A 12,220-nucleotide genomic window follows, 5' to 3' on the forward strand; every position below is an offset into this window, starting at 1 on the left:
AGAAGATTACGTCGGTAGACCAGTGAGAAAAATGCCATAATGCAGGAAACACCTTTGCAGGAAATGCATTAATGTCAGATGCCGGAAGCATGAACCTTCGCTCACTGCTGCTGTTTATTGCCGTCTATGAAACGCAGAACTTTTCCGTCGTCGCGCGACGAGAGGGAATCTCTGCCTCGCAGGTGTCGCGCATTGTTCATCAGCTTGAGGACGCGCTCGGCCAGCAGCTGTTCTATCGCAATACCCGGGCGGTGATCCCCACGGAAAGCGGGCATCTGTTTATCCGCTATGCCCGGGCGATGGTCGATAACTTCGAAGAGGCGCGTCGTGAGCTGGATGAACGTTCGACCGAACCCTCCGGCACGGTCCGCATAAACGGGCCGGTATTTTTTGGACAGAGACACGTTGCGCCCGGACTGGCAGGTCTGGCCGAGCGTTATCCACAGTTAACCATTGAGCTGACGCTGACCGATGACTTTATCGACCCGCACCGGGATGCCGCCGATCTCATCTTCCGCATCGGCACGCTGACGGATTCGACGTTCCACGCCCGTGTTTTTGGGCAGCAGCGCTACCACCTCGCCGCGTCGCCCGCGTATCTGCGTCAGCACGGCGTCCCGGCCGACCCGACCGAACTGAGCCAGCACAAATGTCTGGTCTATCGCGGTTCGTCCGGGCCTAACCGCTGGCTCGTGCGGCGCAAAGGGGAGAATTGGGTGCATTATCCCGTCGCGCCGCTGATGACGTCCAATAATGCGGAGTCGCTGCTTATTGCCGCGCTGGGTGGGATGGGGATCGTCCTGTTTCCGGACTGGCTGATTGGCGACAGGCTGAAGCGGGGCGAGCTGATCGCCCTTATGCCGGAAATGGCGTGCGCCATCAACACGGAGCAACTCAATATTGCGGCGATCTATCCTAACGCACGTCATCCGCCCCTGAACGTCAGGGCGGTGATTGATTATTACGTGGCGTTTTTCGGTACGCCGCTCTACTGGCAAACGTAAGGGATTACGCGCCGAGCTCCTTGCGGATAATCTCTGCGCCGGCGCTGAGCGCTTTCAGCTTGCCGTTAGCCACCTGACGTGAAAGCGGAGCCATGCCGCAGTTGGTAGACGGGTAAAGCTTGTCGGCATCGACGAACTGCAGCGCTTTACGCAGCGTATCGGCGACTTCCTCCGGCGTTTCAACGGCGTTGGTTGCCACATCAATCGCGCCGACCATCACCTTTTTACCGCGGATCAGCTCCAGCAGATCCATCGGCACGCGGGAGTTGTGGCACTCCAGGGAGATAATGTCGATATTAGAGGTCTGCAGCTTAGGGAAGGCCTCTTCGTACTGGCGCCACTCTGAGCCGAGCGTTTTTTTCCAGTCGGTATTGGCTTTGATGCCGTAGCCGTAGCAGATGTGTACCGCGGTTTCGCACTTCAGCCCTTCAATGGCGCGCTCCAGCGCGGCGATACCCCAGTCGTTCACCTCGTCAAAAAAGACGTTAAATGCCGGTTCATCAAACTGGATAATATCCACGCCCGCGGCCTCTAACTCACGCGCTTCCTGATTGAGGATTTTGGCGAATTCCCAGGCCAGCTTTTCGCGGCTTTTATAGTGCGCGTCGTAAAGGGTGTCGATCATGGTCATTGGCCCGGGCAGGGCCCATTTGATCGGCTTGTCCGTGAGCTGACGCAGGTACTTCGCATCGTCCACGAATACCGGCTTCTGACGCGCAACGGCTGAAACCACGGTCGGCACGCTGGCGTCGTAGCGGTTACGAATGCGCACCGTCTGGCGATTTTCAAAATCCACGCCGCTCAGGTGTTCAATAAAGGTGGTGACGAAGTGCTGGCGAGTCTGTTCTCCGTCGCTGACGATATCGATACCCGCGCGGATCTGCTCATCCAGGGACAGGCGCAGCGCGTCCTGTTTACCCGCCAGGAGTTCCTGATCCTGTAATTTCCAGGGTGACCACAGCGTTTCAGGTTGTGCAAGCCAGGTCGGCTTAGGCAGGCTGCCAGCCGTAGAAGTCGGGAGCAATGTTTTCATAATAAAAGACCTTTTTTGATGAATTAAAGCGTGTAGTTATCAGACCACTGCTCAAGAATGTGTTGGTAAGGCTTAATAAAGTACGCTTCGGTAAAGCGACCCTGTTCAATCGCCAGTCGGCTACGCTCTTCCCGGTCATAAACAATTTTGGTTAAGGAGTGATCCTGCTGGTTCAGATCCGGTCGGTAGCACAGTCCCGCCGCCGAGTTTGCGTTATAAATTTCCGGGCGATAGATTTTCTGGAACGTCTCCATCGTGCTGATGGTGGCAATCAGCTCCAGATCGGTGTAGTCACTCAGCAAATCCCCGGTAAAGAAGAACGCGAAAGGCGCCACGCTGTTTTCCGGCATGAAATAGCGAACCTGCAGGCCCATCTTCGCGAAGTACTGTTCCGTTAGCGACTCGCCATCCGGCTGATATTCAATGCCCAGTACCGGGTGCTGGTTACCGTTGCGGCGATAGGTGTCTTTGCTGGAGACGCTCAGGCAGATCACCGGACCCTTGCTGAAGTTTTCTTTGTATTCCGGCGAATTGACAAAGTGGCGGAAAATATTGCCGTGCAGTTCGCCAAACTTTTCCGGAATGCTGAAGTGCTGCTGGTTCTTGTTGTGTTCCAGCAGGCGCACGCTGAAATCATAATCCCTCACGTAAGAAGAGAAGTTATTCCCGACGATGCCAGGGATACGCAGGTTATTTTTTTTGTCGACAATCGTGGTTTGCAATATCTCAATGGCCGGGAACGGTTTTTCCGCGCCAATGTTCAAGTCGACAGAGATGATTTCCAGCTCAACCGCGTAGCGATCGGCGTTTGGGTTATCCCAGCGCGCCAGGGCGTTAAAGCGGTTGTTGATCATCACCAGCGTATTGCGCAGGTTTTCCTGACGTTTTTCCCCGCGCGCCAGGTTGGCAAAGTTGGTGGTCGTACGCGTATTTTCTGACGGGTTGTAATTCTCATCGAAGCAACTGCGCTTAAGGGTATATGTGAAAGCTTTGCTCATTGTGGTTATGCATCCTAAGTTCATGTTGCTAAGAAGTTACCGATGCATAATTTATGCCTGAGCCCGCGGCGTAGGGGAAGTGACTTAATTTCAATGCAACATGAGCGAAGTTCATGAACAGTGTTGCGCACAGGCTGGAGAGGGCAGTGAGAGAAGAGGTATCGGAATGCTTTCGTTATACCTCCTTATTAATGTGATCCAATAGGCTGGTTGAAAATACAACCAGCAATTGATGTTGCGGATTTCAGCTCAACGTATCAATCAGCGTGGACAACAATTCGCTGAGGTTAGCATGTGTTTCAATCGCATAATCCATTGATGCTTTATCACGGATCTCGAAACAGTCATCTGTGAAGTTGTAGGCAAACACGGTCATACCATCTTCACCAATGAGTACCTTGTCAGTAAGGTTCGGATCAACATAGCTTTCGTTGTCACGTATTTCAAAGTTACGAATGTAGATATTCGACCATACGGGTTCACCGTTCTCCGCCTGCACCAGGCTGTACAGCGTCAAACCGTTATACTCAAGGCCATCCATGATTTCGAACATACCAGAGTAGTCCAGCCGGTTAACCATCAGACGTTGGATATCCTGGTAAACTCTTCTCTTCTGAGCATCCCATTCAGCAGGGGCGGCTTTGTACATCAAGTCTGTCATTACGTCAGGATCTACTGGGTTGGCTACCGGGAAATTATTGTCAACCAGCAGTGTTTTAAGGATACCTGGAGTGAAATAACTCTTTAGTTGAGCGGGAAGCAAAGCAGGCATTGCGATTGTTCTTCCTTCCTCATCGCAAAACTCGACAAGATAGCCCCGCGTAGGGGTGTCGAAAACCATAACAATCGTACCAATAGTCCCTTTTACCAGTCCTTCATTCGGTAAATCCTCGCCTAAAATCACTACGTCTAATTCGGCTCTTTTCATTTGTATTTTCTCATTTAACGAATATGGTTGTCAGGCGAGGAACTAACGCGTCTGTTTCATACATCCAACCTGTACGCACGATCGCTGTTTCATCATTGACGCCTAAAATGGACATATCGACAGCCATTGTTTGGCGTAATTATTTGCCTGCAACACTTTGGCTGGGGCCGATAATACGCCTTCCTGGATTCTTGCGGCTAAAACATCTGCATTAGTTGGGTTGTATCCCAGCGCTGATTCAAACACCCTGGCTTTGTGCCCCCCTGTAGGATGTGTTGAATCTAAAGCATAAGCCGCGAGTTTTTTTGGGTCGATAACGGCGTGTTCAGCATTCACTAATGTACCATTCTCAGAGGTGAAACCTTTTACATATGGGTTTTCAAGTGCTGGTATCTTACTGAGACCCGATATTTCGTCTATTTCGCTTAAAGGGTTCAACCTGCCAATTGTCAATCCTGCTGCAATGGAGGCACCCGCAATCATTAACCCTTTGTTGTTCATGATTTGATCGTAGCCCGCGGGGGCATCCCCACCAAGCTGCTGTGCGGTTTCATGAAAACCTTTAATATTGCCGTTATACACCCCACCAGCGGCGAGCAGTCGACCAACAGCTTTACTATTCAGCGTTTTCCCCGACGGTGAAGTTGTTGGCCCGTAATAATCATAATGCATCCGTTGAGTGGGAGCAGGCTTCCTGCCTTGCCGATCGGCAATAACGTGCCGGTAAGCGCTCATGATTTCGTCCTTATACCATGCATGCCACGATGAGGAAGTAGGGGTAAAAATTAGCTCGCCGTTATTGTCGATATAAAACGGGTTCCGGTCGCTGCTCCAGCGCCTGGAGGTATCTACTCCAACAAGCCAGCCAATTTGAAGTTCGCGTTCTACTTGATCATAAATGGGATCTGCGTAGCTGCATTGCCTTCGTTCATATGGTCTTTGATGTGGAGATATGCTGTATTTTCTTTTGGGAAGACCAAAAGAGAGGCTATGACCGTTTGCTTCATAAGACAGATCATAATGTTTACACGCCTCTTTCAGTGAACCTGCTGGAGTAAGAATGTATTGAAAATCTTCAGGGTTTAATTGCCGTGTTAAATCATGTGACCGGTAGAGTCGAAACATGCGGAATCCTTATCGTTAAGCATCATTGTTCCTTTTAAGGGCATATTTTTTTTCATTCTCTTAATAAGAAAAAACAGCCTACGCCTGAAGCGATCGCAATTATTCAATCCGCATCATATTCACGAACTGCTCATTTTTTTTAAGAAAATGACCTGACAATTTTTAATCACTCTTGCGGCTGTAATGTTAGTAAACGCTGAATAAATAATAAACAAGGCCCATGCGACAAAGCGCCATGCCTACTTCTCTGGCACACGCTCCGCAATTCCCGCTATAATCGCCAAAATTTCCAACCGGTTTAGAAACAATCATGACAAAACTCACCTTACAAGAGCAGATGCTGAAAGCGGGCCTGGTCAGCAGCAAAAAAGCGGCAAAAGTGCAGCGCACGGCAAAGAAATCACGCGTTCAGGCGCGTGAGGCCCGGGAAGCGGTAGAAGAGAACAAGAAAGCGCAGATCGAGCGCGACAAGCTGCTGAGCGAACAGCAGAAGCAGGCCGTGCTGGCGAAAGAGTTTAAGGCACAGGTGAAGCAGCTGATTGAGATGAACCGCATCACTGTGGCGAAAGGTAATATCACCTTTAACTTCACCGACGGCAATCTGATCAAAAAAATCGACGTCGACAAGCAAACCCAGGCTCAGCTGATTAATGGCCGTCTGGCGATTGCCCGTCTGGTCATCAACGCCAGCGGCGACTGTGAATACGCGATTATTCCGGCGGTGGTGGCCGATAAAATTGCCCAGCGCGATGCCGACAGCATCGTGTTAAACAGCGCGCTCAGCCAGGAAGAGCAGGACGAAGACGATCCGTACGCGGACTTCAAAATCCCTGACGATTTGATGTGGTAAACCGCATTCAGAACGGGGCGGCGTGACGGGCGTTAACCGGCTCTCCGCTCACGGGATGAATAAAATTCAGTTCGCTTGCATGCAGCATCAGCCGGGGCGTTTTCTCCGCCCCCGGCGCTTCAAGACCGCCATACAGATCGCAGCCCAGAATCGGGTGCCCCAGCTGCTGACAGTGAATACGCAGCTGATGGGTTCGCCCGGTCTCCGGCGTAAGTATCACCCGCGTTAACGGCAGTCCCGTACCCTGATAAAACCGTTCTACCACCCGATAGCGGGAGCGGGCGGGTTTTCCGTTGAGGGCGCAAATCGACATCAGCGGGAACAGCGCCGGGTCTTTGGCAATCGGTGCGTCTATTATTCCCTCGTCGTTTTCCACATGGCCGCAAAGCAGGGCGCTGTAGACCTTCTCCACGCTGCGCTGGCTGAACTGCTGGCACAGCGCCGCGTTGATGGCCTTATTGCGCGCAACCACCATCAGCCCGGACGTGCCGAAATCCAGACGGTGTACCAGCGTGCAGCCGGGGAACGTCTGGACCAGACGATAATGGACGGAATCAAGGTTTTGCGGATTTTTGCCCGAGAGGCTGAGCAGACCGGAAGGCTTATCGATCAGCAGCAGATGTTCATCCTGCCAGAGGATCTGAATGTCGTCGTGACACGGTGGGGCAATAAAAGAATCAATAATCGCAGACATCAGGCCGCCCGGCTGGAGAGTGGGAGCGGATGATAACGAAATGCGGGGAAAAGAAAAACCCTCCCACCAGGCGGTGAGAGGGTGAAGTCTTAGGCTGCTACCAGGCTGTCGATGGCGGCTTTCGCATCGGTCTGCGCTTTGGTCGCCACTTCCGGACCGTAAGCGATACCTTCAGCGAACACGAAGTTCACGTCAGTGATGCCGATGAAGCCCAGGAACAGGCTCAGGTACGGCGCAACCAGGTCGGTTGGGGTGTCTTTATGGATACCGCCACGGCTGGTCAGTACGATCGCACGTTTACCTTTCACCAGACCTTCAGGGCCGTTCTCGGTGTAACGGAAGGTTACGCCAGCGCGCGCCACCAGGTCGAAGTAGTTCTTCAGCTGGGTAGGGATGTTGAAGTTGTACATTGGGGCGTTGATGACGATAACGTCGTGCGCCTGCAGCTCAGCAATCAGCTCGTCGGACAGGGCCAGGGCTTCCTGCTGACGTGGAGACAGCGGTGCATCGCCTGGACGCAGCGCGCCAACCAGCTCGCCGTCCAGCACAGGAATTGGGTTTGCAGCCAGGTCACGCACGGTGATTTCGTCAGCGGAATGCTGTTCACGCCACTGTTCAACGAAGTAATCAGACAGCTGACCAGACTGAGAGTACCCTGCCAGAATACTGGATTTCAAAACTAATACTTTGCTCATGGGTGATTCCTGTTGTTGCATTTGATTGAAGGGGGTTGCCCCGTTGCTTGTTGACACTCTATTCACAATCCTGCCACAGAGATAGCGCAATATATCGAAGCCTATGTTCGAATTTTTTGAATAAGGCGCGAAAGGCGTCGATGTGGTACTCTATAGCAATCATTAAAAAGAGAGTTTATCAGGGCGTGTACTGCCCTTTAACGCTATGACAGAACAACAAAAATTAACCTTCACGATGCTCCTGCAACAGCTTGATTCTCTGATGCTGCGCGATAAACAGCGCTTTGCCCGCCGTCTGCACGGCGTGAAGAAGGTTAAAAATCCTGATGCACAACAGGCCATTTACCAGGAGATGGCGAAAGAGATTGAACAGGCGGCAGGGAAAGTTGTGCTGCGCGAAGCCGCACGTCCGGCAATTACCTACCCGGAAAACCTGCCCGTCAGCCAGAAAAAACAGGACATCCTTGAGGCCGTCCGCGACCACCAGGTGGTGATTGTTGCGGGGGAAACCGGCTCGGGGAAAACCACCCAGCTGCCGAAAATCTGTATGGAGCTGGGACGCGGGCTAAAAGGGCTGATTGGCCACACCCAGCCGCGTCGACTGGCGGCGCGCACCGTGGCGAACCGTATTGCCGAAGAGCTGCAGACGGAGCCGGGCGGCTGCATCGGTTACAAGGTGCGATTCAGCGACCACGTTAGCGATAACACCATGGTCAAGCTGATGACCGACGGTATTCTGCTGGCGGAAATCCAGCAGGATCGCCTGCTGATGCAGTACGACACCATTATCATTGACGAAGCGCACGAGCGCAGCCTGAACATCGACTTCCTGCTCGGCTACCTGAAAGAGCTGCTGCCGCGTCGCCCGGATCTGAAAATCATCATCACCTCCGCGACCATCGACCCGGAGCGCTTCTCGAAGCATTTCAACAATGCGCCGATTATCGAGGTGTCAGGACGCACGTATCCGGTGGAAGTGCGCTATCGCCCGATTGTTGAAGAGGCGGACGATACCGAGCGCGACCAGCTGCAGGCCATCTTCGACGCCGTTGACGAGCTGGGCAACGAAAGCGCGGGCGACATTCTGATCTTCATGAGCGGCGAGCGCGAAATCCGCGACACCGCCGATGCGCTCAGCAAGCGCGACCTGCGCCACACGGAGATCCTGCCGCTTTACGCGCGCCTGTCAAACAGCGAGCAGAACCGCGTATTCCAGCCGCACGGCGGGCGACGCATCGTGCTGGCGACCAACGTGGCGGAAACCTCGCTGACCGTGCCGGGGATTAAATACGTTATCGACCCGGGCACGGCGCGCATCAGCCGCTACAGCTACCGCACGAAGGTTCAGCGGCTGCCGATTGAGCCGGTCTCCCAGGCGTCCGCGAACCAGCGTAAGGGCCGCTGCGGCCGCGTGTCGGAAGGGATCTGTATTCGTCTCTATTCGGAAGATGATTTCCTGTCGCGCCCGGAGTTTACCGACCCGGAAATTCTCCGCACCAACCTGGCGTCCGTTATCCTGCAGATGACCGCGCTGGGGCTGGGCGACATCGCGGCGTTCCCGTTCGTCGAAGCGCCGGATAAACGCAACATTCAGGACGGCGTACGTCTGCTGGAAGAGCTCGGCGCCATTACCACCGACGAGCAGGCGACGGTCTACAAGCTAACGCCGCTGGGCCGCCAGCTCAGCCAGCTGCCGGTGGATCCGCGTCTGGCCCGTATGGTGCTGGAAGCGCAGAAGCACGGCTGCGTGCGCGAGGCGATGATCATTACCTCGGCGCTCTCCATTCAGGATCCGCGCGAGCGTCCGATGGACAAGCAGCAGGCGTCTGACGAAAAGCACCGTCGCTTCCACGACAAAGAGTCCGACTTCCTCGCCTTCGTAAACCTGTGGAACTATCTCGGCGAGCAGCAGAAAGCGCTCTCCTCGAACCAGTTCCGCCGCCAGTGCCGCGTGGATTTCCTCAACTACCTGCGCGTGCGCGAGTGGCAGGATATCTACACCCAGCTGCGCCAGGTGGTGAAAGAGCTGGGCATTCCGGTCAACAGCGAACCGGCGGAGTACCGCGAGATTCATATCGCGCTGCTGACCGGCCTGCTGTCCCACATTGGGATGAAGGACGCCGAAAAGCAGGAGTATACCGGCGCGCGCAACGCCCGTTTCTCCATCTTCCCGGGTTCCGGCCTGTTCAAGAAGCCGCCGAAATGGACCATGGTCGCCGAGCTGGTGGAAACCAGCCGCCTGTGGGGGCGTATTGCCGCGCGTATCGATCCGGAATGGGTGGAGCCGGTGGCGAAGCACCTGCTGAAACGCTCGTACAGCGAGCCGCACTGGGAGCGCGCGCAGGGCGCGGTGATGGCGACCGAGAAGGTGACCGTTTACGGCCTGCCGGTGGTCGCCGCGCGTAAGGTCAACTACAGCCAGATTGACCCGGCGCTCAGCCGCGAGCTGTTTATCCGTCACGCGCTGGTGGAGGGTGACTGGCAGACGCGCCACGCCTTCTTCCGCGAAAACCTGAAGCTGCGCGCGGAAGTGGAGGAGCTTGAGCACAAGTCCCGCCGCCGCGACATTCTGGTGGACGACGAGGCGCTGTTTGAGTTTTACGACCAGCGCATCAGCCACGATGTTATCTCCGCCCGCCACTTCGACAGCTGGTGGAAGAAGGCCAGCAAAGAGACGCCGGACCTGCTCAACTTTGAAAAGAGCATGCTGATTAAAGAGGGGGCGGAGTCGGTCAGCAAGCTCGACTACCCGAACTTCTGGCATCAGGGCAACCTCAAGCTGCGTCTGACGTATCAGTTTGAACCGGGTGCCGACGCGGATGGCGTGACCGTTCATATTCCGCTGCCGCTGCTAAACCAGGTCGATGAGGGCGGTTTTGAATGGCAAATCCCCGGCCTGCGCCGCGAGCTGGTGATTGCGCTGATCAAATCCCTGCCGAAACCGGTGCGCCGTAACTTTGTGCCTGCGCCAAACTATGCGGAAGCGTTTTTAGGCCGCGTCACGCCGCTGGAGCTGCCGCTGCTGGACGCGCTCGAGCGCGAGTTCCGACGCATGACCGGCACCACCATCGACCGCGAAGACTGGAACTGGGATCAGGTGCCCGATCACCTGAAAATCAGCTTCCGCGTGGTGGATGATAAAAACAAAAAGCTGCTGGAAGGACGTTCGCTGAGCGAGCTGAAAGAGTCGCTGAAAGGGAAAGTTCAGGAGACGCTTTCTGCGGTGGCGGACGACGGTATCGAGCAGAGCGGGCTGCATATCTGGAGCTTTGGTCAGCTTCCGGAAAGCTACGAACAGAAGCGCGGTAACTATAAGGTCAAAGCCTGGCCTGCGCTGGTGGACGAGCGCGACAGCGTGGCGATCAAACTGTTTGATAACCCGCTGGAACAGCAGCAGATGATGTGGCGCGGGCTGCGTCGCCTGCTGCTGCTCAACATCCCGTCGCCGATCAAGTATCTGCACGAGAAGCTGCCGAACAAAGCCAAGCTCGGGCTGTACTTTAACCCGTACGGCAAGGTGCTGGATCTGATTGACGACTGCATCTCCTGCGGCGTGGACAAGCTGATCCACGAGGCGGGCGGTCCGGTCTGGACGGAAGAGGGCTTTGCTCAGCTGCATGAAAAGGTGCGCGCGGAGCTGAACGACACCGTGGTGGAGATAGCCAAACAGGTCGAGCAGATCCTCACCGCCGTGTTCAATATCAACAAGCGCCTGAAGGGGCGCGTGGATATGACCATGGCGCTGGGGCTGTCGGACGTGAAGGCGCAGATGGCGGGGCTGGTCTATCGCGGCTTTGTCACCGGCAACGGCTTTAAGCGTCTGGGCGATACGCTGCGTTATCTGCAGGCGATTGAAAAACGTCTGGAAAAAATGGCTATCGACCCGCACCGCGATCGCGCGCAGATGCTGAAAGTGGAGAGCGTGCAGCAGGCGTGGCAGCAGTGGTTAAACAAGCTGTCGCCGGCGCGCCGCGACGATGAAGACGTGCAGGCGATCCGCTGGATGATCGAGGAGCTGCGCGTCAGCTTCTTTGCCCAGCAGCTCGGTACGCCGTATCCGATTTCGGATAAGCGTATTCTGCAGGCGATGGAGCAGATTTCCGCTTAAAACCCGGTTTTCTCCCTCTCCCTGTGGGAGAGGGGCGGGGTGAGGGCATCAGGCCGCACAATTTTCACCCGTTCACTATTGCCAGCGTAAACCCATCCCATCCCTTAACCCCCACCGTTTGCAGCGCGGTGGCGGTTAGGCGCGGGTTATCCCCAATCATTTCGATAAAACGCCGCACCCCCAGCACGCGCGCGTCGTCGCTTTGCCCGTTAATCACTTCGCCATCGCGCACCACGTTATCGCCAATGATTATCGTGCCGGGACGTGAATAGTGCAGCGCCCACTCCAGATAGCCGGGATTGTTTGGCTTATCGGCATCAATAAAGATCAGGTCGAACGGCGGAACGTCACCGAAATTCTCCAGCGAGCTCAGCGCCGGGCCTTCAATCAGTTCAATGCGATCGTTCAGCCCCGCGAGGTGAATATTCTGGCGGGCCACATCGGCATGCGTCGGGTCAGCCTCGAGCGTAATCAGCTTTCCGTCCGGCGGCAGGGCGCGCGCCATCCAGATTGAGCTATAGGCGCCCAGCGTACCAATCTCAAGGATGCGTCTTGCCTGGGTCATGCGCACGAACAGCGCCAGCAGCTGCCCCTGATTGGCCGCAACATCGTGTTCGGGTAGCCCGGCGCGTTTATTGTTTTCCAGTACCTGATGAAGCACGTCATCGTCAGGGATCAGCGAAGAAATCATGTAATTATCTACTGCAGACCATTGTTGATGCAGAGATTGACTCCCTGGATTTTTCTCCCTCTCCCTGTGGGAGAGGGTCGGGGTGAGGGCACCA

At 55.1% G+C, this 12,220-nt stretch carries 9 protein-coding genes and 1 pseudogene; 3 read left to right on the forward strand and 7 right to left on the reverse strand.

The features are described 5' to 3' along the window. The first annotated feature begins 71 nt into the window (after positions 1-71). Positions 72-1,004, forward strand: coding sequence for a LysR substrate-binding domain-containing protein (locus ACWKXN_RS04830; RefSeq protein ID WP_454543391.1), 933 nt, complete (start codon positions 72-74; stop codon positions 1,002-1,004). Between the two features lie 4 nt (positions 1,005-1,008). On the opposite strand, the gene ACWKXN_RS04835 is transcribed toward ACWKXN_RS04830, so the two are convergent. The 4 genes and pseudogenes from ACWKXN_RS04835 to ACWKXN_RS04850 form a co-directional block, all read right to left on the reverse strand. Beyond that, positions 1,009-2,037 carry a methionine synthase gene (locus tag ACWKXN_RS04835; protein ID WP_023311627.1) on the reverse strand — a complete coding sequence of 343 codons (1,029 nt, stop codon included), beginning with the start codon at positions 2,035-2,037 and terminating at the stop codon, positions 1,009-1,011. Between the two features lie 23 nt (positions 2,038-2,060). Continuing rightward, entirely contained in the window at positions 2,061-3,035 is a 975-nt protein-coding gene (locus ACWKXN_RS04840) for a DUF1852 domain-containing protein (RefSeq protein ID WP_045142958.1), read from the reverse strand. 244 nt (positions 3,036-3,279) lie between these two features. Next, complete coding sequence (locus ACWKXN_RS04845; RefSeq protein ID WP_182072691.1) at positions 3,280-3,963, reverse strand: YrhA family protein; 684 nt, start codon at positions 3,961-3,963, stop codon at positions 3,280-3,282. Positions 3,964-3,973: 10 nt separating this feature from the next. Then, positions 3,974-5,088, reverse strand: a pseudogene (locus tag ACWKXN_RS04850) (DUF6883 domain-containing protein). A gap of 310 nt (positions 5,089-5,398) precedes the next feature. Between ACWKXN_RS04850 and ACWKXN_RS04855 the strand changes: the two are divergent. Then, the gene (locus ACWKXN_RS04855) at positions 5,399-5,938 is read left to right on the forward strand and encodes a DUF2058 domain-containing protein (protein ID WP_023311631.1); all 540 of its coding nucleotides are present in this window, start codon (positions 5,399-5,401) and stop codon (positions 5,936-5,938) included. Positions 5,939-5,945: 7 nt separating this feature from the next. On the opposite strand, the gene ACWKXN_RS04860 is transcribed toward ACWKXN_RS04855, so the two are convergent. Together ACWKXN_RS04860 and azoR are read right to left on the reverse strand one after the other, a co-directional pair. Continuing rightward, on the reverse strand, positions 5,946-6,632 hold the full coding sequence (locus ACWKXN_RS04860; protein WP_213787378.1) for a pseudouridine synthase: 687 nt from the start codon (positions 6,630-6,632) through the stop codon (positions 5,946-5,948). An 89-nt stretch (positions 6,633-6,721) separates the two neighbouring features. After that, positions 6,722-7,327: an FMN-dependent NADH-azoreductase gene (azoR, locus tag ACWKXN_RS04865; RefSeq protein ID WP_059311330.1), complete on the reverse strand. Its 606-nt coding sequence runs from the start codon at positions 7,325-7,327 to the stop codon at positions 6,722-6,724. 205 nt (positions 7,328-7,532) lie between these two features. On the opposite strand from azoR, the gene hrpA reads away from it, so the two are divergent. Beyond that, a complete protein-coding gene (hrpA, locus tag ACWKXN_RS04870) occupies positions 7,533-11,435 on the forward strand; it encodes an ATP-dependent RNA helicase HrpA (protein ID WP_454543392.1) in 3,903 nt (1,300 codons plus the stop codon). A gap of 64 nt (positions 11,436-11,499) precedes the next feature. Here the strand turns inward: hrpA and ACWKXN_RS04875 are convergent, their stop codons facing one another. Continuing rightward, on the reverse strand, positions 11,500-12,126 hold the full coding sequence (locus ACWKXN_RS04875; protein WP_454543393.1) for an O-methyltransferase: 627 nt from the start codon (positions 12,124-12,126) through the stop codon (positions 11,500-11,502). Positions 12,127-12,220 lie beyond the last annotated feature (94 nt).

It is taken from the genome of Enterobacter sp. UPMP2060 (assembly GCF_053709655.1).

Excerpts from the sequence above, each read along its gene's own strand:
- ACWKXN_RS04830 (WP_454543391.1), top strand. The coding sequence starts at position 72 with ATGTCAGATGCCGGAAGCATGAACCTTCGCTCACTGCTGCTGTTTATT.
- ACWKXN_RS04835 (WP_023311627.1), bottom strand. The coding sequence starts at position 2,037 with ATGAAAACATTGCTCCCGACTTCTACGGCTGGCAGCCTGCCTAAGCCG.
- ACWKXN_RS04840 (WP_045142958.1), bottom strand. The coding sequence starts at position 3,035 with ATGAGCAAAGCTTTCACATATACCCTTAAGCGCAGTTGCTTCGATGAG.
- ACWKXN_RS04845 (WP_182072691.1), bottom strand. The coding sequence starts at position 3,963 with ATGAAAAGAGCCGAATTAGACGTAGTGATTTTAGGCGAGGATTTACCG.
- ACWKXN_RS04855 (WP_023311631.1), top strand. The coding sequence starts at position 5,399 with ATGACAAAACTCACCTTACAAGAGCAGATGCTGAAAGCGGGCCTGGTC.
- ACWKXN_RS04860 (WP_213787378.1), bottom strand. The coding sequence starts at position 6,632 with ATGTCTGCGATTATTGATTCTTTTATTGCCCCACCGTGTCACGACGAC.
- azoR (WP_059311330.1), bottom strand. The coding sequence starts at position 7,327 with ATGAGCAAAGTATTAGTTTTGAAATCCAGTATTCTGGCAGGGTACTCT.
- hrpA (WP_454543392.1), top strand. The coding sequence starts at position 7,533 with ATGACAGAACAACAAAAATTAACCTTCACGATGCTCCTGCAACAGCTT.
- ACWKXN_RS04875 (WP_454543393.1), bottom strand. The coding sequence starts at position 12,126 with ATGATTTCTTCGCTGATCCCTGACGATGACGTGCTTCATCAGGTACTG.